We start from the raw sequence: 20,532 nt of genomic DNA on the forward strand, positions 1-20,532 counted from the left end.
GTCCGGTCAGCCGGCCGTGACCTCGACCGCCGCCAGGTTCTTCTTGCCGCGGCGCAGCACCAGCCAGCGCCCGTGGAGCAGGTCGCCCCGCGTCGCCACGGCATCCTCGGCGGTCACCTTCACGTTGTTCACGTACGCGCCGCCCTCCTTCACCGTGCGCCGGGCGGCCGACTTGCTGGCCACCAGGCCGACCTCGGCGAACAGGTCGACGACCGGGGCGAGCTCGGTGACCCGGGCGTGCGGCAGCTCGGAGAGCGCCGCACGCAGCGTCGGCTCGTCGAGCTCGGCCAGCTCGCCCTGCCCGAACAGCGCCTTGGAGGCGTCGATGACGGCGGCGCACTGGTCGGCGCCGTGCACCAGGGTCGTCAGCTCCTCGGCCAGCGCGCGCTGCGCGGCACGGGCCTGAGGACGCTCGGCGGTCTGCTTCTCCAGTTCCTCCAGGTCCTCGCGGCTCTTGAAGCTGAGGATGCGCAGGTACCGGTTGATGTCCCGGTCGTCCGTGTTCAGCCAGTACTGGTAGAACGCGTACGGTGTGGTCATCTCGGGGTCGAGCCAGAGCGTGCCGGTCTCGGACTTGCCGAACTTGGTGCCGTCCGCCTTGGTCATCAGCGGGGTGGCCAGGGCGTGCACCTCGGCGTCGGGCTCCAGGCGGTGGATCAGGTCCAGCCCCGCGGTGAGGTTGCCCCACTGATCGCTGCCGCCCTGCTGAAGGGTGCAGCCGTAGCGCCGGTACAGCTCCAGGAAGTCCATGCCCTGCAGCAGCTGGTAGCTGAACTCCGTGTAGCTGATGCCCTGTTCGGACTCCAGACGCCGGGCGACGGAGTCCTTGGTGAGCATCTTGTTGACGCGGAAGTGCTTGCCGATGTCCCGCAGGAACTCGATCGCGGACATGCCCGCGGTCCAGTCCAGGTTGTTCACCATGATCGCGGCGTTGTCGCCCTCGAAGGAGAGGTACGGCTCGATCTGCGAACGCAGCCGGGTCACCCACTGAGCGATCGTCTCCGGATCGTTCAGCGTGCGCTCGGCGGTCGGCCGCGGGTCGCCGATCTGGCCCGTGGCCCCGCCCACCAGCGCCAGCGGCCGGTGCCCGGCCTGCTGGAGCCGGCGCACGGTCAGCACCTGCACCAGGTGCCCGACGTGCAGACTCGGCGCCGTCGGATCGAAGCCGCAATAGAAGGTGACGGGACCGTCCGCGAGCGCCTTGCGCAAAGCGTCCTCGTCAGTGGACTGGGCGATCAGCCCGCGCCACTTCAGCTCGTCGACGATGTCCGTCACGGTTCTTCCGTCTCCTCGTACGTCAATGGATCGGTGGGAGCCAGTCTAGGCCGGTCACACGCCCCGGCTGACCGAGCTCATGTTGAAGTCGGGCACCCGCAGCGCGGGCATGGCGGCGCGGGTGAACCAGTCACCCCACTCGCGCGGCAACGTCTTCTCGGTCCGGCTGGCCTCCGTCGCCCGGCCGAGCAGGTCGACCGGCGACTCGTTGAAGCGGAAGTTGGTCACCTCGCCGACGACCTCGCCGTTCTCCACCAGATACACGCCGTCCCTGGTCAGCCCGGTCAGCAGCAGTGTGGCGGGGTCGACCTCGCGGATGTACCAGAGGCAGGTCAGCAGCAGACCCCGCTCGGTGGCCGAGACCATCTCCGCCAGGGAGCGCTCGCCGCCCGCGTCCAGGATCAGGTTGTCCGCACCCGGAGCGACCGGCAGCCCCGTCAGACCGGCGCTGTGCCGGGTCGTGACCAGGTGCTCCAGCTTTCCGTCACGCACCCAGTCCGTGGGGGCCAGCGGCAGACCGTTGTCGAACACCGAGGCGTCGTCGCCGGAGGAGTGCGCGATCACGAACGGGGCCGATTCCAGGCCGGGCTCGTGCGGATCGCTGCGCAGCGTCAGCGGCAGCGAGGACAGCGCCTCGCCGATACGGGTGCCGCCGCCGGGCTTGGAGAAGACCGTACGGCCCTCCGCCGCGTCCCGGGCCGCCGACGACCACATCTGGTAGATCAGCAGATCGGCCACGGCGGTCGGCGGCAGCAGCGTCTCGTACCGGCCGGCCGGGAGCTCGACGCGGCGCTCCGCCCAGCCGAGCCGCTCAGCCAGAGCGGCGTCGAGCGCGGCCGGGTCCACGTCCTTGAAGTCCCGCGTGGAGCGGCCCGCCCAGGCCGAGCGCGTCCGGTCGGGCGACTTGGCATTGAGTTCGAGCGTGCCGGTCGGCTGGTCGTGGCGCAGCCGCAGCCCCGTCGACGTACCGAGGTACGTCGAGGTCAGCTCGTGGTTGGCGAAGCCGTACAGTTCACGGCCGCCGGCGCGGGCCCGGGCGAAGGCCTCCCCGAGCGCGGGCGCGAAGTCGGCGAACACGGCCGACGACGTCTCGGCGGGCCCGTCGGCGAAGTCGGGAGACGCCTCGGTCCCGGTGACCAGGGGCTGCGCGTCCTCGGCCGGTCCCGCGGACCGGGCGGCGGCCTCGGCGGCGCGCACCAGCGGCTCCAGGTCGGCGGCGGTCACGGCGGACTGCGAGACCACGCCCGACGCGGTGCCCTCGGACCCGTCCACCGTGGCGATCACGGTGAGGGTGCGGCCGCGGGTCACGCCGTTGGTGGTCAGCGCATTGCCGGCCCAGCGCAGATTGGCCGAGGAGTGCTCGTCGGCGATGACGACACAGCCGTCCGCCGTGGACAGCTCCAGCGCCCGCTCGACGATCTCGTGCGGCTTGCTCACGCGGCTCATCGGCCCGCCTCCTGCGTCGTGTTGAGGATGTTGACTCCGCGGAAGAGGGCGGAGGGGCAGCCGTGGGAGACCGACGCGACCTGGCCCGGCTGGGCCTTGCCGCAGTTGAAGGCGCCGCCGAGCACATAGGTCTGCGGGCCGCCCACCTGCTCCATCGAGCCCCAGAACTCCGTCGTCGTCGCCTGGTACGCGACGTCCCTCAGCTGACCCGCAAGCCGGCCGTTCTCGATGCGGAAGAACCGCTGCCCGGTGAACTGGAAGTTGTAGCGCTGCATGTCGATCGACCACGACCGGTCGCCGACCACATAGATGCCGTGCTCCACCCCGCCGATCAGGTCCTCCGTCGACAGACCGCCCGGGTCCGGCTGCAGCGACACGTTCGCCATCCGCTGCACCGGCACATGGCCGGGGGAGTCGGCGTAGGCGCAGCCGTTGGAGCGGCCGAGGCCCGTCAGCTTCGCGATCCGCCGGTCCAGCTGGTAGCCCACCAGCGTGCCGTCCTTGACCAGGTCCCAGCTCTGCGCCTCGACGCCCTCGTCGTCGTACCCGATCGTCGCCAGCCCGTGCTCGGCGGTCCGGTCGCCGGTCACGTTCATCACCGACGATCCGTACGCCAGCTTCCCCAGCTGGTCGAAGGTCGCGAACGACGTCCCCGCGTACGCGGCTTCGTAGCCGAGCGCGCGGTCCAGTTCCGTGGCGTGGCCGATCGACTCGTGGATCGTCAGCCACAGGTTCGAGGGGTCGACCACCAGGTCGTAGCGCCCGGCCTCGACGCCCGGCGCGCGCATCTTCTCCGCGAGCAGCTCCGGGATCTGCTCCAGCTCCGCGTCCCAGTCCCAGCCGGTGCCGGTCAGGTACTCCCAGCCGCGTCCCACCGGGGGCGCGATGGTGCGCATGGACTCGAACTCGCCGGACGTCTCGTCGACGGCGACCGCCGTGAGCTGCGGGTGCAGCCGTACCCGCTGCTGCGTGGTGACGGTCCCCGCGGTGTCCGCGTAGAACTTGTTCTCGTGGACGGTCAGCAGCGAGGCGTCCACGTGCGCCACGCCGGAGGCCCCCAGCAGCCGGGAGCTCCAGTCGGCGAGCAGCGCGGTCTTGTCCTCGTCGGGCACCTCGAAGGGGTTGATCCCGTACGAGGAGATCCAGGTCTTCTCGGCGTGCACGGGCTCGTCCGCCAGCTCCACGCGCTCGTCCGAGCCCGCCGCCGCGATCACCTTCGCGGACAGCTTTGCCATCGCCACGGCCTGTCCGGCGACCCTGGCCGCGGCGTCCATGGTCATGTCGACCCCGGAGGCGAACCCCCAGGCGCCGCCGTGCACCACCCGCACCGCGTATCCGAGGTCCGTGGAGTCGGACGATCCGGCGGGCTTGGCGTCACGCAACCGCCATGAGGCGCTGCGTACACGCTCCAGGCGGAAGTCGGCATGCGCGGCGCCGAGTGCACGCGCCCGGGCGAGTGCCGCGTCGGCGAGCGCCCGCAGCGGCAGCGCCGTGAAGGCTTCGTCGAGGGAATGAGGCACGGATGTCTCCTGTCGTCGAGACGGGTCGCCCCGATCATGTCGCGCCGGACGGGGCCGTCGCCAGCCGGTTCCCGGGGTCGGTGGCCACGGGCTTTCTGTAGGGACCCGACAGCGACGGACACAAGGCGCTGTCAGGGCCCGATTCTCCGTACGCAGTGCCGTACCGATAGTTTGCAGACGTACCAGACCGCATAGGGAAAGGGTGATCCGTTGAGCCGCTCGGTTCTCGTCACCGGAGGAAACCGGGGCATCGGCCTCGCCATCGCCCGCGCGTTCGCCGCGAACGGCGACAACGTCGCGATCACCTACCGGTCGGGGGAACCCCCGGCGGGCTTCCTGGCGGTCAAGTGCGACATCACCGACGCCGAGCAGGTGGAGCAGGCGTACAAGGAGATCGAGGAGAAGCACGGTCCCGTCGAGGTGCTGGTGGCCAACGCCGGCGTCACCAAGGACCAGCTGCTGATGCGTATGTCGGAGGAGGACTTCACCTCCGTCCTCGACACCAACCTCACCGGCACCTTCCGGGTCGTCAAGCGCGCCAACCGCGGCATGCTGCGCGCCAAGAAGGGCCGCGTCGTGCTGATCTCCTCCGTCGTGGGGCTGCTGGGCTCCGCGGGGCAGGCGAACTACGCGGCCTCCAAGGCCGGTCTGGTGGGCTTCGCCCGCTCGCTCGCGCGTGAGCTCGGCTCGCGCAACATCACGTTCAACGTCGTCGCGCCCGGCTTTGTCGACACCGACATGACCCAGGCGCTCACGGACGAGCAGCGCGCCGGCATCGTCTCGCAGGTGCCCCTCGGCCGTTACGCGCAGCCGGAGGAGATCGCCGCCGCCGTGCGCTTCCTCGCCTCCGACGACGCCTCGTACATCACTGGAGCCGTCGTTCCCGTCGACGGCGGATTGGGCATGGGTCACTGATCACATGAGTGGAATCCTCGCCGGCAAGCGCATCCTGATCACCGGTGTGCTGATGGAGTCCTCCATCGCCTTCCACGCCGCAAAGCTCGCGCAGGAGCAGGGCGCCGAGGTCATCCTCACCGCGTTCCCCCGCCCCACGCTGACCGAGCGCATCGCCCGCAAGCTCCCCAAGCCCGCCAAGGTCATCGAGCTCGACGTCACCAACGAGGAGCACCTGAACCGGCTGGCGGACCTCGTCCGCGACGAGCTCGGCAGCCTCGACGGCGTCGTCCACTCCATCGGCTTCGCGCCGCAGGACGCGCTGGGCGGCAACTTCCTCAACACTCCCTTCGAGTCCGTCGCGACGGCCGTGCATGTCTCGGCGTTCTCGCTGAAGTCGCTGACGATGGCCTGCCTGCCGCTGATGCAGGAGGGCGGCTCGGTCGTCGGCCTCACCTTCGACGCGCAGTTCGCCTGGCCGCAGTACGACTGGATGGGCCCGGCCAAGGCGGCACTGGAGGCCACCAGCCGCTACATCGCGCGTGACCTCGGCAAGCAGAACGTGCGCTGCAACCTGATCTCGGCGGGCCCCCTCGCCTCGATGGCCGCCAAGTCCATCCCGGGCTTCTCCGAGCTCGCGGACGTGTGGAACCACCGCTCCCCGCTGGAGTGGGACATGTCCGACCCCGAGCCGACCGGACGCGGTGTCGTCGCACTGCTGTCCGACTGGTTCCCGAAGACCACGGGCGAGATCATCCACGTCGATGGCGGCGTGCACATGATGGGTGCCTGACCAGGCAGAACGTAGAAGAGCGACGCCCCGTTCCCCGCTGCGCGCGGGGGGCGGGGCGTCGCCCGTTCGGCCCTGTGGGTGAGCGGCCCGAACGGGGGGCGGTGATGCTGGAGGGGCAACTCTTCCTTGTGGTGCTTTTGCGGCGCCCGGCGCCGCAGTTCGGCCGAGGGGGTCCTGCTTGTGTGTACGAAATGGCGTCATGCCTGCGTACTCGCCACAGTGACGGTCCTGCTGTGGGCGACACCGACGGCGTCCCGGACCGGCAGTCGTCAGGAGCAGCAGAGCCCCCGGCAGCACACGCGGGAGCAGCCCCCCGACTACCGCGCCGACTGCGGAACGGTGATCGACGGCTCCAAGGCCACCGCCTACTGCCACAATCCCTATCCCGCCACCGACCGCATACGGCTGCACGTCGAGTGCGCCCGCTGGTGGGACGTCGACGCCGACTCGGCGCCGGTCGAGCTGCACCCCGCGGGATACGCGGAGCTCACCCAGCGCTGCTGGAAGGAGATCCGGGCCGTGTGGATCAGCCACCAGCCGCAGCGGGCCGCAGGCACATGAACGGATAGCCCGCCGCCTCCGCGGCAGCGGCCTCGCCGTCCCCGGCGCGGATCGCCTCCACCATGCGCCCGTGGTCCATGTGGTGCTCCGGCCGCAGCTCCGTGCCGATGTCGTCGCGCAGCCAGTCGCGCAGCAGGTCCGCCAGGTCCGCGTACAGCTCGGTCATGACCTCGTTGTGCGAGGCCGCCACCACGGCCAGGTGGAACGTCGCGTCGGCTGCCACGAACCGCTCGGCGTCGCCGGAGGCCCACGCCTCCTCACGGCGGGCCAGCAGCGTGTCCAGCTGCTTGAGGTCCTTGGCGGTGCGCCGCTCGGCGGCGAGCCGGGCCGCCGAGGACTCCAGCGTGGAGCGCAGCTCGGCGACATGGCGGGGGTCGGCGTCGGCGAACCGGCGGTGCATCACGCCGGCCAGCTCACTGGTGGCGACCACATACGTCCCCGAGCCCTGCCGGATGTCCAGGAGACCGTTGTGGGCTAGCGCGCGTACCGCCTCACGGACGGTGTTGCGGGCGACGCCCAGTTGCTCGACCAGTTCCGGTTCGGTCGGGATCCGCGAGCCGACCGGCCACTCGCCCGAGGTGATCTGGTTCCGCAGCGCGGCGATCACCTGGTCCGAGAGCGCGGAACGCCGGGGAGAGGACAGCGCCATGGTGCTCCTTGTCGTGGAAGTCGCCCACCCATGTTCGTACGCGGACCCGTCCGGGAGGAAGCGGAGCCTGTACGGGATTGGACAACCAATCATCCCATGATTCTATGATGGTCCTCATGCATGACGAGACCCGGACCCTCCGCCCCGCCGCCACGGCGGCCTCCTCCGCCGCATCCCTGGACTCCGCCACCCCAGGGAGCGCGACGCGGCGCGCGGTGTGGACCACCCGGCTCGTCGTCGTCGGCATCGTCCTCGCGGCCCTCAACCTGCGGCCCGCGATCACCAGCCTCGGCGCCCTGCTCGAAGAGGCGCGCGTGGGCCTGCACATGAGCGGCAGCGTCGCCGGACTCCTCACCTCACTACCGCCGCTGTGCTTCGCCGTCTTCGGCATCGCGGCCCCCCGGCTGGCCCGCCGTTTCGGGCCCGGTGCCGTCGTGTGCGCCGGTATGGCGGCCATCGCCGCCGGGCTCGCGGTCCGCCCCTTCGCGGGCGGCACGGCCGGCTTCCTCGCCGCCAGCGCCCTCGCTCTCATGGGCATCGCCGTCAGCAACGTCCTCATGCCGGTGATCGTCAAGCGGCACTTCCCCGACCGGGTCGGCTCGATGACCGGTCTCTACTCCATGGCACTGGCCCTCGGCACCTCGCTCGCCGCCGCAGCGACCGTGCCCGTCACCCAGATGCTGGGCGGCAGCTGGCGCGTCGGGCTCGCGGCCTGGGCATCGATCGCCGCGGTGGCCGTACTGCCCTGGGTCGCCCTCGTGCGCGACCGGGGCCGCGCCCGTCCCGACACCGCAGGCGCGGCCGCCGCCGGGGAGGTGCCCGCGCCGCGTATCACCCGCAGTCCCACGGCGTGGGCCCTCGGCTGTTTCTTCGGGCTCCAGGCCACCGGCGCCTACATCACGATGGGCTGGATGCCGCAGATCTTCCGCGATGCGGGCGTCTCCGCGTCCACCGCGGGAGTGCTCCTGGCCGTCACCATGGTGATGGGCGTGCCGCTCGCCTTCGTCATCCCGCGGCTTGCGAGCCGGATGAAGAACCAGGGCCCCATCGTCGTCGCCCTGGGCGCGTGCGGACTGACCGGCTACCTCGGCCTGCTCCTGGCGCCGGCGGCGGGCGCATGGGCCTGGGCGCTGCTGCTGGGCGTCTCCAACTGTGCTTTCCCGCTCGCCCTCACCATGATCGGCATGCGGTCCCGTACGGGCACCGGAGTCGTACGGCTGTCGGCGTTCGCCCAGTCCACCGGCTATCTGATCTCGATCCCCGGCCCGCTGCTGATCGGCGTGCTCTACCAGCACAGCGGCGGCTGGACGCTGCCGCTGGGGCTGATGGCGGGTCTGCTGGTGCCCCAGATGATCATGGGCGTGATGGCAGGACGGGACCGGACGATCGAGGACGAGCCGCGGGTGCGAAACTGATCCCATGCCTGTGCTCGACCCGAACCCCCAGAACGGCCAGAAGAAGCTCCTCGGAGTCTTCGGCGCGATGCTTCTCATCGGCGTGGTGATCGCGATCATCGCCACCGTGGCGTCACCGTGACGGACGCCGACCCGGCTCGGCACGAGGGCGAGTGAGCCGAAGGGGCCGCGCGGGTGTCGAAAGGCCCCGTGGGGGTCCCCGGCGAAGCAGAACAGTGGTGCCGGCACCCCCGTCCCCTAGGGGGCCAGGGTCAGGGTGAAGTGGGTGGGTCACCGGATGGGCCCCGCTCCTCGTGATCCGTACGTTTGAGGCACTCGACCTCAGACCTCACGGAGGCGGCCATGGCGGCCCAGACGCACACCCGGACCCAGCCCGCTGCCACCGGTGCCGTCGCGGCCACGCTGCCCTGGTGGGCCCTCGCGCTGCCCGTGCTCGCCTTCGCCGCACTGCTGATGCTCATAGCCGCCCCCGGCGAGGCCCAGGCGGCGGGGGACCCGGCGGCCGGTGACACCCTGCGTCAGATCCTGCGGATCCTGGTCCGCTGACGTGTTCCCCTTCGGGGGAGAGGCCGTCAACACCCTGCGCCCACTGGCTCATTTCATGCGAAGCTGGGGTGCATGAGCGCCGCTGTGTCTTCCGGGGGGACACCCCCCGGACCTCCCGAGTCCCGCAGGATCGTCCTCCTTCGGCATGCGAAGGCCGACTGGCCCCAGGTGTCCGACCACGAGCGCCCGCTCGCCGAGCGCGGCCGCAAGGACGCCCCCGTGGCCGGCCGCCGGCTGGCCGAGACCGGAATCTCCTTCGACCTGGCCCTGTGCTCCACCGCCACCAGAACGCGCGAGACATGGAAGCTCGCGGTGCACGAGCTGCCGCACCGCCCGAAGACGGTCTACGAGGAGCGGCTGTACGAGGCGTCCCTCGGTGAGCTGATCGCCCTGCTCAACGAGACCCCCGACGAGGTGAACGACCTGCTCGTCATCGGCCACAACCCCGGTATGCACGCGCTGGCCGACGCGCTCGCGGGCACCGCGGAGGGCGACGCGCTGGCCCGTATGACCCAGGACGGCTTCCCGACCTCGGCATTCGCCGTCCTCTCGTTCGCCGGCTCGTGGAAGTCGCTGGAGCACGGCGTGGGCAAGCTGCTCGACTACTGGACCCCGCACGAGTGACCCGCGGTCACCGTCGACCGACCCGCGGCCCGCACCATCGACCCGCGGAACCGGAGGCCCCGGCGCACGCACCGTGCGCCGGGGCCTCCGTTTTCCGTCCGCAGTCACCTCTCGGTGCTGCTCAGTGCTCCTCGGTGCCGTCGTCGGCCGCCTCGACCTCTTCGCGGGTGACGCCCAGCAGGTAGAGCACGGTGTCCAGGAACGGCACATTGACCGCGGTGTGCGCGGCCTGGCGGACCACGGGCTTGGCGTTGAACGCCACTCCCAGCCCCGCCGCATTCAGCATGTCCAGGTCATTGGCGCCGTCGCCGATCGCGACCGTCTGCGACAGCGGCACTCCGGCCTCGGCCGCGAAGCTCCGCAGCAGCCGCGCCTTGCCCGCCCGGTCCACGATGTCGCCGACGACCCGGCCGGTCAGCTTGCCGTCCTTGATCTCCAAGGTGTTAGCCGAGGCGAAGTCGAGGCCGAGACGCTCCTTGAGATCGTCGGTGACCTGTGTGAAACCGCCCGAGACGACGCCCACTTGGAAGCCCAGTCGCTTCAGCGTGCGGATCAGGGTCCGGGCGCCCGGGGTGAGACGTACCTCCGCACGCACCTTGTCCACGACCGATGCGTCCAGTCCCTCCAGCAGCGCCACGCGCGCGTGCAGGGACTGCTCGAAGTCCAGTTCGCCCCGCATCGCAGCCGCCGTCACCGCGGCCACCTGGTCCTCGCAGCCCGCATGGGCCGCGAACAGCTCGATGACCTCGTCCTGGATGAGCGTGGAGTCGACGTCCATCACGACCAGGCGCTGGGCCCGCCGGTGCAGCCCCGCCGACACGACGGCCACGTCGACGCCGATCTCGTGCGACTCGGTGGCCAGCGCGGTGCGCAGCGGCTCCGTCTCCACGCCGGACACCGCGAACTCCACCGCCGTCACGGGGTACTTCGCCAGTCGGAAGATACGGTCGATGTTGGCGCCCATATCGCTGATCCGGCCCGCTATGGCCGCCGTGGCCTCGGCGGTCAGCGGGTGCCCGAGCACGGTCACATGGGAACGGCCGCTGCCACGCGGCCGGTTGTCGCCCGTACCGGAGATGATCTCGGCCTGCAGCTTCAGGGACTCGGCCCAGCCGTGCACGGTCGCCCGCAGCTCGCCCTCCGAGGTGCCACCGGCCGTCGGCGCCGTGACGAGGGCGCACAGCACGAGGCGGCCTCGCGAGACGACCTGCTCGATGTCGACCACGTCGACCGAGTAGGCGGCGAGGGTGTCGAAGAGGCCGGCGGTGATACCTGGCCGGTCCTTCCCGAAGATCTTGACGAGAAGGGTCGGGACGTCGGTGCCGAGAGGGGGCTGCGATGCACTCATGGTGCTACCACCGTATCGGGCGACCGCCGCGATCCGACGTCCTGTCCCGTCTGCCGGACACTCGCGCCCGGAAACTGCTCACGTTCTGGTTCATTGCGGTTGCACACTGTTATCACCATTCATGGGCAGTGGTGGTGCAGTGCCGTCCCGAGACCCGTCCCGGAGGGGCCACGAACGTCCCAACTCCGTACCGAACAAGGTCTTCACAGGGCCCGGCTTTCGGATACGGGACCCGGCCTGAAATAGTTCCCCACGATGTTCGCCATCCCTAAGCTCCCGGCAACGGGGGTAGCTCGGGGGACAACTAGTGGGGCATGGAGTGCCGGAACACGTACTGGAATTGAACGGAAGGACCTGGACCCTCGATCCGTCCAGGTCGTACACCCTCGGCCGCGATCCGCAGGGTGATCTGGTGATCGACGACGCCAGGGTCTCGTGGCGGCACGCCACGATCAGTTGGGGCGGGCGCGGTTGGGTCATCGAGGACCATGGCAGTACCAACGGCACGTACGTGCAGGGCCAGCGGATCCATCAGATGGAGATCGGCCCCGGCTCTGCCGTACACCTGGGGAACGCGACCGACGGTCCCCGCGTCAGCCTCACCGCCGCCGCCGGCGCCTACAGCGCCCAGGCCGCCGCCCCGCAGCAGGCTGCCGCCCAGCAGGCCCCGGCCGCCCAGCAGCAGGGCTGGCCGCAGGCCCAGGCGCCCCAGCAGGCCGCGCCTCAGCAGGGATGGCAGCAGGCGCACCCACAGCAGCCGCAGGCTCCGCAACCGCACGCACAGCAGCCGCCCCCGATCCCGCACCAGCAGGGCGTGCAGAAGGCACAGGACGTCCCGCAGGTCTACGGCGACCGCAGTCCCACGACGTTCCACCAGCTGGACCTCGGCCGCGTCATGCGCATCGGTCGTGCCCTGGAGAACGAGCTGGTCGTCTCCGACCTCCAGGTCTCGCGCCACCACGCCGAATTCGTCGCGACGCCCGACGGTCGCTTCGAGATCCGCGACCTCGGTTCCCACAACGGCACGTACGTCAACGGTCAGCCGATCGCCAAGTCGTCCTCGGTCCTCATCGGCCCGAACGACATCGTCGGTGTCGGTCACTCCACGTTCCGGCTCGTCGGTGACCGTCTCGAGGAGTTCGTCGACACCGGTGAGGTCTCCTTCTCCGCCCGTCATCTGACCGTCACGGTCGACGGCGGCAAGCAGATCCTGCGCGACGTCTCCTTCGGTGTCCCCGAGAAGTCCCTGATCGGCGTCATCGGCCCGTCGGGCTCCGGAAAGTCCACCCTGCTCAAGGCGCTGACCGGTTACCGGCCCGCCAACCAGGGCGACGTCCTCTATGACAACCGCAGCCTCTACAAGCAGTTCGCCGAGCTGCGCCAGCGCATCGGTCTGGTCCCGCAGGACGACATCCTGCACAAGGAGCTGACCGTCCGGAAGGCGCTCACTTACGCGGCCAAGCTCCGCTTCCCCGCGGACACCACGCCGGCCGAGCGCGCGGCCCGCATCGACGAGGTGCTGCGCGAGCTCAAGCTCGACATCCACAAGGACAAGAAGGTCACTTCCCTGTCCGGTGGCCAGCGCAAGCGCGTCTCCGTCGCGCTGGAGCTGCTGACCAAGCCGTCGCTGATCTTCCTGGACGAGCCGACCTCCGGCCTCGACCCGGGCATGGACCGCGACGTCATGCAGCTGCTGCGCGGCCTCGCCGACGACGGCCGCACCGTCCTCGTGGTCACCCACTCCGTGGCGGAGCTCCAGCTGTGCGACAAGCTCCTCGTCATGGCGCCCGGCGGCTCCGTCGCCTACTTCGGCCCGCCGGAGGAGGCGCTCAACTTCTTCGGCTACAGCACGTGGGCGGACGTGTTCTCCGCGTTCGAGAACTACCGCGACTACGACTGGGCCGGCCGCTGGCGCGGCTCGCAGCACTACCAGATGTACGCGGCGGACCTCGACGCCGTCGCCCCCCAGGCGGTCAACATGCCGCCGCCGCAGCAGATCAGGCCGCCCAAGCCGCAGAGCTGGGGATCGCAGCTGTGGACCCTGATCCGCCGCTACTCCTCGGTGATCGCGTCCGACAAGGGCTTCATGGGCCTGATGGTGATCCTGCCGGCCGTCCTCGGCCTGGTCTCCGTCGTCATCCCGGCCGACTTCGGCCTGGCCGCCCCCGACGACGGCAGGTCCCGGTTCAACGGCGACGCGGGCACGATCATGCTGATCCTCGCCGTGGGCATGTGCTTCTCCGGCGCCGCGAACTCCGTACGAGAGCTGATCAAGGAACGGGTCATCTACGAACGTGAGCGGGCCACCGGCCTGTCCCGCTCGGCGTACCTGATGTCCAAGGTCATCGTCCTCGGCCTGATCACCGCGCTGCAGGGTGTCATCATCTGCGGCATCGGCTTCGCGACCCGCAAGCTGCCCGAAGAGGGCCTGATCATGCCGCCGGCCGTCGAGATCTGCCTCGTCGTCATCGCGCTCGGGTTCACCTCGATGATGTTCGGACTGGTCATCTCCTCGCTGGTGAAGACCGCCGAGAAGACCATGCCGCTGCTGGTCATGTTCGCCATCGTCCAGGTCGTCTTCACCGGCATCCTCTTCCAGGTCTACGGCTCGCCCGGGCTGGAGCAGTTCGCCTGGCTGATGCCGTCCCGCTGGGCCATCGCCGGTGCCGGTGCGACGCTCGACCTGGCGCACCTCATGCCGCCGTGGGACCCGAAGAACCCCACCGACCTCGACCCGCTGTGGGAGCACACGGCCGGCCAGTGGGGCATGAACATGACCGTCCTGCTCGCCATCGGCATCATCTGCGGCTTCGTGGTCCAGCGCCTGCTGCGCCGCCACGAGCCCGAGGTCATGCGCAAGTGATGGCACACGGCCGCTGACGACGCCGAAGGGCGCACCCCGCGCGGGGTGCGCCCTTCGGCGTATGTCCTGCCACCGCTTCGTCGCGGGGCGGTTCGTGCCAGAGCCTCAGTAGGCGCTGTTCACGTTGTCCATGGAGCCGTAGCGGTCGGCCGCGTAGTTGCAGGCGGCGACGATGTTGGCGACCGGGTCGTACTGGTCCCAGGAGGTGCCGGCGACGTGGTACGCGTCGAAGGTCGGCTTGATGACCTGCAGCAGGCCCTTGGACGGCACACCGTTGATGGCGTTGATGTCCCAGTTGTTGATGGCACGCGGGTTACCGCTGGACTCACGCATGATGTTGCGGTGAATGCCCTCGTAGGTGCCGGGGATGTTGTGCTTCTTCATGATGGACAGCGCCTCGCGGATCCACCCGTCCAGGTTGTTCGGGTAGGTCACCTTCGCGGGCTTGCGGGCGGCTGACCGGCTGGCGGCCTGCTCGGCGGCGCGCTTCTTCGCGGCGGCCTCGGCCTTCTTCTTGGCCTCAGCCTTCTTCTTGGCCTCGGCGGCCTTCTTGGCCTCGGCCTCGGCCTTCTTCTTCGCCTGCGCGGCCTCGACCTGGGCCTCGAAGGCGGTCTGCTGGTTGGCGATGCTCTCCTGCACCGCGGTGGCCTGCTTCTCGTTGACCTTCCAGGCGATCGGGGCGGCCGCGGCGACCTCGGTCGTCGTGCCGGCTTCCGCGTCGGCCGGGGCGAGTGAAAGCGCCATGGCGGCGGAGGCGGCGACGGCGGCGGCGGCGACCGCGGCCTTGCGCGATCGAAGGCGACGGAGAGCTGCGGTGCTGAACGCGGACATACAGACGTACCTCTTCGAATAGCGGAAAGTCGCTCCAGGCCGGTTCGGCTCTGCGCTGTTCGGAAGCGACGTCGGCAATTCTTAGCGGCAGCAAAATCCTGTGGCAAAGGTGTGACGTACGATCCGGGATAGTGGATCACGGTTGCCCCATACGTCCGATTCACCCGTGCTGTGCATGCTCAGATGCCCCTTATGCGTCCACTAGCGAGCTTCGTAAGTGACCTGCGTCCTATGCCCGGGCTCACATCGGGCACATGGCGTCCTCACCATGTGTTGCTTCAGCAATCCAGTCAGTGAGGGCCGTCCGCCGGGAGGAGGAGATGGACGTCGCCGAACTCGTGCCAGAGGTAGCGCTGCTCAAGCGCCTCGGAGTACGCACAGGTCAGCGCCGCCTCGCCGGCGATCGCAGCGAGCATCAGCAGATGCGACGCCGCCGGCTCGTGCAGGCCGGTCAGCAGACCCTCCACCACCCGCACCCCCCGCCGCGGCGTCACCACCAGATCGGTCCACCCCGCCGCGGGCGCCACCACCCCCGCCGGATCCGCCGCCGACTCCAGCGCCCGCACCGCCGTCGTACCCACCGCCAGGACCCGCCCGCCCGCCGCCCGCGCCGCGTTCACCAGCCACGCCGTCGTCGCCGGCACCTCGAAGCGCTCCGGATAGGGCGGCTCGTGCGCCTCCGCCGACGCCACCCCGGTGTGCAGCGTGATCGGCGCGAACTGCACCCCCCGGCTCACCAGCTCCGCCACCAGCCGCGCGGTGAACGGCCGCCCCGCGCTCGGCATCTCCGCCGAGCCGGAACCGTCGGGGGAGGGCAGCGCGAAGACCGTCTGGTACGCGGACTGCGGCTGGTCCCTCGTCGTGTACCCGTAGCGGATCGGCCGCCCGTACCGCGCCAGCAGACCCGGTACGCCGACCGGCACCGACGCCCACCACAGCCGCAGGGCGCCCGGCGCCAGCGGTTCCTCCAACACCAGCTGCGCACCCCCTGGCAGCCGCACCACAGTGCCCCGCGGCCCGCCCGGGCGCGGCGCCGTACTGCCGAAGCCGTCCGGGCGCCGCAGCTCCACCGCCCACCGCCCGTCGTCGCCCTGGGTGGAGAAGTGCACCACCACCGGCTCGCCGCCGACCCGGCCGTCCACGGCAGCCGCCAGCGTCGTGGAGGTGTTGACGACCAGCACGTCACCGGCCCGCAGCTGCCCCGGAAGATCACCGAACGCGTGATGCGACACCCGCGTCCCGCGCGAGACCAGCAGCCGTACGTCGTCGCGCCCCGAGCCCCGCTCCTCCGCCGGCACCCGCGCCGACAGCTCCTCGGGAACCCTCAGCGCCTCCAGCACGGCGCCTGTCTCCCCGACCGTCCTCATCGGGACTCCAGCAGCGCGGCAACGGCATACCGGCCGCTGACCGGACGCAGCGCTAGCAGCCGCAGGAAACCGGGGACGACGGACTCCGGCGACGGCCGCGGCTCGTCGTCGTCCGGCACCGCTGCCGCATAGAGGTCCGTCGCCATGTCGCCCGGATCGACGCTCCACACACGCAGACCCGGCTCCTCCACCGCGAGCACCGCGGCCAGCTGGTCGAGCGCCGCTTTGGAAGCGCCATAGCCGCCCCACGTCTCGTACGCCTCCGCCGCCGCGTCCGAGCTGACCGCCACCACCGCCCCGGCCGGCGACCTCCGCAGCAGCGGCAGGGCCTCCTGCACCAGACCGAGCGCCGCGACCACATTGGTCTCCAGCGCCGCCCGCAGACCCTCCAGCGGCAGGGCGTCCAGCCGCACCAGCGGCTCCGCACCCAGCGCGCTCGCGTTGCTCACCAACAGATCGAGCCCACCCAGCGCACGGGCCTGTGCCACCAGCGCCGCGCGGTGCGCGCCGTCCGTGACGTCCCCCGCCACCGGCACCACACGCGTCCCGTGCGCACCGGCCAGCCGGGCACTCTCCTTCAGTACGCCCTCGCCACGGGCGCCGAGCACCAGGTCCCAGCCCTCTTCGGCGAGAGCGGCCGCGAGCGCGCGGCCCAGCCCCTTCGACGCCCCTGTGATCACCGCTACCGGCATGAGAACCGTCCCCTTCGCCCTACCGCTTCCGCGCGGTCCTGTGTGGTGCAGCCAACGTAGGAACGGGGAAGCGCCCGCCGCCTCGTGCCAGAGGCCCCACTCGGCAAGGCACTTCGACCTACGACCAGGGACCCGGGCAGCGGCGGTCCCCGGACCGATACGGACTGTCACAACCCGCCGGTACCGTGAGGTCATGAGTCACCGACCGAGCTCCGGCCTGGCCGCCGTCAGCACCGCCCTCCTCGCGATGAGCAGACATCTCGAGGTGCGCGATGTGCTGAAGACGATCGTGGCCTCCGCGCGCGATCTCCTCGACGCGGAGTACGCGGCGCTCGGCGTGCCCGACGACCACGGCGGTTTCGCCCAGTTCGTCGTCGACGGCGTCAGCGACGCCCAGTGGAAGGCCATCGGCCCTCTCCCGCGCCAGCACGGCATCCTCGCCGCGATGCTGCGCGAGGCGAAGGTGGAGCGGCTCGCGGACGTGCGCGAGGACCCCCGCTTCGAGGGCTGGCCGTCCGCCCACCCCGAGATGTCCGACTTCCTGGGGCTGCCCATCAAGGACGGCGACGAGGTCATGGGCGCCCTCTTCCTCGCCAACAAGCGCTGCCCACGACAGGACGGCGGCTGCGGATTCACCGAGGACGACGAGGAGCTGCTCGGCATCCTCGCCCAGCACGCGGCCATCGCCCTCACCAACGCCCGGCTGTACGAGCGCAGCCGCGAACTCACCATCGCCGAGGAGCGCTCCCGCCTCGCCCATGAGCTGCACGACGCCGTGAGCCAGAAGCTCTTCTCGCTGCGGCTCACCGCGCAGGCCGCGGCCGCCCTGGTAGACCGCGACCCGGGGCGGGCGAAGGGCGAGCTCCAGCAGGTCGCCGAGCTCGCCGCCGAGGCGGCCGACGAGCTGCGCGCCGCCGTCGTCGAACTGCGCCCGGCGGCCCTCGACGAGGACGGCCTCGTCAACACCCTCCGCACCCAGATCCAGGTCCTGGACCGCGCCCACACCGCCAAGGTCACCTTCGACACCTGCGGGATCAAGGCCCTGCCCGCCGCCCAGGAGGAAGCGCTGCTGCGGGTCGCTCAGGAGGCACTGCACAACGCGCTGCGCCACTCCGGCGCGGACCGGGTCGATGTCGTGCTCGTCCGCCGCGGCCAGGGCGCCATGCTCACCGTCACCGACGACGGCAAGGGGTTCGAGCCGCGTACCGTGCGCAGGGCCGGGCGCCACCTCGGTCTTGTGTCGATGCGGGACCGGGCGAGTGGCGTCGGCGGCACACTCAGCGTGGAATCGGCGCCCGGCAAGGGCACCACGGTCGAGATGGAGGTCCCCGGTGGCTGACAGGAAGATCCGCGTGCTGCTGGTCGACGACCATCAGGTGGTGCGGCGCGGGCTGCGCACGTTCCTGGAGGTCCAGGACGACATAGAGGTGGTCGGGGAGGCCGGCGACGGCGCGGAGGGCGTTGCGCGGGCCGAGGAACTGAAGCCGCATGTGGTGCTGATGGACGTGAAGATGCCGGGCATGGACGGCATCGACGCCCTGCGCAAGCTGCGCGAGCTCGCCAACCCGGCCAAGGTGCTGATCGTCACCAGCTTCACCGAGCAGCGCACGGTGGTTCCGGCCCTGCGCGCGGGCGCGTCCGGGTACGTGTACAAGGACATCGACCCGGAGGCACTGGCCGGCGCCATTCGCTCGGTCCACGCGGGCCATGTCCTGTTGCAGCCGGAGGTCGCGGGCGCGCTCTTGTCCGAGGACGACGCACCGAGCGGCACGGGCCGCGGCGGCAACCTCACGGAGCGGGAGCGCGAGGTGCTGGGGCTGATCGCGGACGGCCGGTCCAACCGGGAGATCGCCAGGGCGCTGGTGCTGTCCGAGAAGACGGTGAAGACGCATGTGTCGAACATCCTCATGAAGCTCGACCTGTCGGACCGCACGCAGGCGGCGCTCTGGGCGGTACGGCACGGTCTGGCCGGCTGACGGGACCGGCGTAACCAGGGTTCTACGTGCAGATGCCTGGGGACTCCCACGTCGACGGGTGCCTGCCCCTGACGGGCAGCAGGCACCCCCCGGTAACAGCCCCAGGCAGGGACACCGCCCGTTCCCGCTCACTCCCGTTCCCGCTCCTCCACGTACGCGTTGTACGCCGCCACCTGCGCCCGCCGCGCCACCCGCTCCACCGGACGCAGCGTCTCGCCCCGGGCCGCCATCTCCGACGCGCTCACCGCGCCGCCGTGCCCGTTCTCGTACGCCACCGAGATCAGCAGCCCGATGCGCTGTGCCAGCTCCAGCACCCGTGCCGCCCGCGACGGATACCCGGGCGCCAGCGTCTGCGACGCCCCGCGCTCCGCCCGCGCCCGGTACGCGTCCACCGCCGCCTCCGCCACCGGCCCCGACGCGGCCACGTCGAGCCGGGTCAGCGCATCCGTCGCATCCCGCAGCGCCTCCGCGAGCTCCCGCTCCGCCTCACTGAGCGAGGGCACGTCCGCGGGCGGGGCCGGGCGCACCGGAAGGCAGTGCCACACCACCTCCACATGCACGTCCCCCGACGGGCCGGCCTCGCGGATCTCCGGCACCAGCCCGTACGCCGCCCCCGTCGCGACGACGGCCTCCGCGGCTTCCAGCGCCCGCGCATTGAACTCGGGCGGTCCGCTCAGACCCAGCGGATGCCCCGGCGCGGGCAGCGCCACCCGGTAACCGGTCACACCCAGCGTCCGCAGCCGCCCGAGCGCCAGCGTGAGCCCGACGGGACCGGTTTCGCCCGGCAGCCCCTCCACCCGGTGCACGGCATCGTCGCCGACGATCGCGTGCACCGCGTCGTCCGGCGAAACAAGCCCGGCGAGAAGGGCATTTCCCCATGCCGCCAGGCGGCCTGAACGTGGTTCCGAAAGCATGCCAATACCCTAGGCGTGCCCGGGGGTCGCTCCCCAGGGGCGCCCGCCGGATCATGGCAGGGATCACGACTCGCCCAGGGCTTCGCCTGGGGCTGCCCCAGCACTCCCTCTGTGTCCTCCGGGGTCCCACGCCGCGTTGCCGAGATGCCCGGACAGCTCCGCCGCCAGGGCACTCCGGCGCCTTGCCAAGCCTCCCCTCGACCCTGTGGCCTGGGGCCCTGGGGAGACTGCCTCCCCCGGCCCCCTGGTTCACCTCAGGAGGCCCCATCCCTCGGCCCTGGCGGGCCCGGGGGAGGACCGCCCCTCTGTCCTGGCGGGGTGGGGAGAGCCCGTCTCTCGGCCTGGCGGCCCTGAGGGGACCCAGTCCCTCGGCCCTGCGGCCTAAAGAGGCCCCGTTGCCTCTGTCCTTGCGGGCGTGGGGGATCGGTCTTCCCGCCCCCGTGGGGAGTCCCGTCCCTCGGTCCCGGCGGCCTGGGGACCCCGTCCCTGGCACCTGGCAGCCATGGGATGGCCCGATCTCTCGGGCCCTGGCGGGCCTGGGGTGGTCTCATCTTCGGTCCCTGCGGGCTGGGGTGGCGAGGTTCCTTGGCCCTGGCGGGCAACCAGGGCCCGACCCATCGGCCCTGATGGGCAGGGGAGACCCGGTTCCTTGGCCCTGGCGGGCACACCAGACCCCATCCCTCGGCCCTGGGAGCCTGGGGAGACGTCCCTGCGGCCCTGGGAGCCCCGATGCACCGGACGCCGCGCCCTGTCCGGTCCTGATCCGGCGCCCAGCCCCTAGCGCGGGGCCGGGCGACCGTCGCCCCGGGCAGGTGGCG

The 20,532-nt window shown here is 71.1% G+C and carries 19 protein-coding genes; 10 read left to right on the forward strand and 9 right to left on the reverse strand.

Annotated elements, in window-relative coordinates:
- Positions 1-6: 6 nt before the first annotated feature.
- Genes tyrS through J7E88_RS16115 form a run of 3 tightly spaced genes read right to left on the reverse strand, consistent with a single transcriptional unit; the run spans position 7 to position 4,241 of the window.
- A complete protein-coding gene (gene tyrS / locus J7E88_RS16105) occupies positions 7-1,275 on the reverse strand; it encodes a tyrosine--tRNA ligase (protein ID WP_215181422.1) in 1,269 nt (422 codons plus the stop codon).
- Positions 1,276-1,329: 54 nt separating this feature from the next.
- Positions 1,330-2,721 carry a metallopeptidase TldD-related protein gene (locus J7E88_RS16110; RefSeq protein WP_215181424.1) on the reverse strand — a complete coding sequence of 464 codons (1,392 nt, stop codon included), beginning with the start codon at positions 2,719-2,721 and terminating at the stop codon, positions 1,330-1,332.
- Complete coding sequence (locus J7E88_RS16115; protein ID WP_215181426.1) at positions 2,718-4,241, reverse strand: TldD/PmbA family protein; 1,524 nt, start codon at positions 4,239-4,241, stop codon at positions 2,718-2,720. The genes J7E88_RS16110 and J7E88_RS16115 overlap by 4 nt, the downstream gene beginning before the upstream one ends.
- A gap of 210 nt (positions 4,242-4,451) precedes the next feature.
- Between J7E88_RS16115 and fabG the strand changes: the two genes are divergently transcribed.
- From fabG to J7E88_RS16130, 3 genes are all read left to right on the forward strand, one after another.
- On the forward strand, positions 4,452-5,156 hold the full coding sequence (gene fabG, locus J7E88_RS16120; RefSeq protein WP_215181427.1) for a 3-oxoacyl-[acyl-carrier-protein] reductase: 705 nt from the start codon (positions 4,452-4,454) through the stop codon (positions 5,154-5,156).
- A gap of 4 nt (positions 5,157-5,160) precedes the next feature.
- On the forward strand, positions 5,161-5,928 hold the full coding sequence (gene fabI, locus J7E88_RS16125; protein ID WP_215181429.1) for an enoyl-ACP reductase FabI: 768 nt from the start codon (positions 5,161-5,163) through the stop codon (positions 5,926-5,928).
- A 219-nt stretch (positions 5,929-6,147) separates the two neighbouring features.
- Entirely contained in the window at positions 6,148-6,489 is a 342-nt protein-coding gene (locus J7E88_RS16130) for a hypothetical protein (protein ID WP_308307505.1), read from the forward strand.
- Here the strand turns inward: J7E88_RS16130 and J7E88_RS16135 are convergent.
- Entirely contained in the window at positions 6,455-7,138 is a 684-nt protein-coding gene (locus tag J7E88_RS16135; RefSeq protein ID WP_215181433.1) for a FadR/GntR family transcriptional regulator, read from the reverse strand. The genes J7E88_RS16130 and J7E88_RS16135 overlap by 35 nt on opposite strands.
- Before the next feature lie 116 nt (positions 7,139-7,254).
- Between J7E88_RS16135 and J7E88_RS16140 the strand changes: the two genes are divergently transcribed.
- The 4 genes from J7E88_RS16140 to J7E88_RS16150 all read left to right on the forward strand — a co-directional run bounded on the left by J7E88_RS16140 (position 7,255) and on the right by J7E88_RS16150 (position 9,723).
- Positions 7,255-8,553 carry an MFS transporter gene (locus J7E88_RS16140; RefSeq protein ID WP_215181435.1) on the forward strand — a complete coding sequence of 433 codons (1,299 nt, stop codon included), beginning with the start codon at positions 7,255-7,257 and terminating at the stop codon, positions 8,551-8,553.
- Positions 8,554-8,557: 4 nt separating this feature from the next.
- Complete coding sequence (locus J7E88_RS35915) at positions 8,558-8,674, forward strand: SGM_5486 family transporter-associated protein (RefSeq protein ID WP_251022593.1); 117 nt, start codon at positions 8,558-8,560, stop codon at positions 8,672-8,674.
- Positions 8,675-8,895: 221 nt separating this feature from the next.
- Positions 8,896-9,099, forward strand: a complete 204-nt coding sequence (locus tag J7E88_RS16145; RefSeq protein ID WP_215181437.1) for a hypothetical protein — start codon at positions 8,896-8,898, stop codon at positions 9,097-9,099.
- A gap of 72 nt (positions 9,100-9,171) precedes the next feature.
- Entirely contained in the window at positions 9,172-9,723 is a 552-nt protein-coding gene (locus tag J7E88_RS16150; protein WP_215181439.1) for a histidine phosphatase family protein, read from the forward strand.
- 121 nt (positions 9,724-9,844) lie between these two features.
- Here J7E88_RS16150 and serB read toward each other — a convergent pair whose 3' ends face one another.
- Positions 9,845-11,071: a phosphoserine phosphatase SerB gene (gene serB, locus J7E88_RS16155; protein ID WP_215181441.1), complete on the reverse strand. Its 1,227-nt coding sequence runs from the start codon at positions 11,069-11,071 to the stop codon at positions 9,845-9,847.
- Positions 11,072-11,378: 307 nt separating this feature from the next.
- Here serB and J7E88_RS16160 point away from each other — a divergent pair, with 307 nt between their 5' ends.
- Positions 11,379-13,934, forward strand: coding sequence for an FHA domain-containing protein (locus J7E88_RS16160; protein ID WP_215181443.1), 2,556 nt, complete (start codon positions 11,379-11,381; stop codon positions 13,932-13,934).
- 105 nt (positions 13,935-14,039) lie between these two features.
- Here the strand turns inward: J7E88_RS16160 and J7E88_RS16165 are convergent, their stop codons facing one another.
- The 3 genes from J7E88_RS16165 to J7E88_RS16175 form a co-directional block, all read right to left on the reverse strand.
- Positions 14,040-14,765: a transglycosylase SLT domain-containing protein gene (locus J7E88_RS16165; RefSeq protein ID WP_215181445.1), complete on the reverse strand. Its 726-nt coding sequence runs from the start codon at positions 14,763-14,765 to the stop codon at positions 14,040-14,042.
- 290 nt (positions 14,766-15,055) lie between these two features.
- On the reverse strand, positions 15,056-16,132 hold the full coding sequence (locus J7E88_RS16170; protein ID WP_215181447.1) for an S-adenosylmethionine:tRNA ribosyltransferase-isomerase: 1,077 nt from the start codon (positions 16,130-16,132) through the stop codon (positions 15,056-15,058).
- On the reverse strand, positions 16,129-16,824 hold the full coding sequence (locus tag J7E88_RS16175) for an SDR family oxidoreductase (protein ID WP_215181449.1): 696 nt from the start codon (positions 16,822-16,824) through the stop codon (positions 16,129-16,131). Before J7E88_RS16175 ends, J7E88_RS16170 begins: the two co-directional genes overlap by 4 nt.
- A 193-nt stretch (positions 16,825-17,017) precedes the next feature.
- Between J7E88_RS16175 and J7E88_RS16180 the strand changes: the two genes are divergently transcribed.
- Together J7E88_RS16180 and J7E88_RS16185 are read left to right on the forward strand one after the other, a co-directional pair.
- Complete coding sequence (locus tag J7E88_RS16180; protein ID WP_215181451.1) at positions 17,018-18,163, forward strand: GAF domain-containing sensor histidine kinase; 1,146 nt, start codon at positions 17,018-17,020, stop codon at positions 18,161-18,163.
- A complete protein-coding gene (locus J7E88_RS16185; protein WP_215181453.1) occupies positions 18,156-18,800 on the forward strand; it encodes a response regulator transcription factor in 645 nt (214 codons plus the stop codon). The genes J7E88_RS16180 and J7E88_RS16185 overlap by 8 nt, the downstream gene beginning before the upstream one ends.
- Before the next feature lie 128 nt (positions 18,801-18,928).
- Here the strand turns inward: J7E88_RS16185 and J7E88_RS16190 are convergent, their stop codons facing one another.
- On the reverse strand, positions 18,929-19,714 hold the full coding sequence (locus J7E88_RS16190; protein ID WP_215181455.1) for a hypothetical protein: 786 nt from the start codon (positions 19,712-19,714) through the stop codon (positions 18,929-18,931).
- Between the last annotated feature and the right edge of the window lie 818 nt (positions 19,715-20,532).

Origin of the sequence: Streptomyces sp. ISL-10, from assembly GCF_018614575.1 — a bacterium.
In the GTDB taxonomy this organism is placed as follows: domain Bacteria; phylum Actinomycetota; class Actinomycetes; order Streptomycetales; family Streptomycetaceae; genus Streptomyces.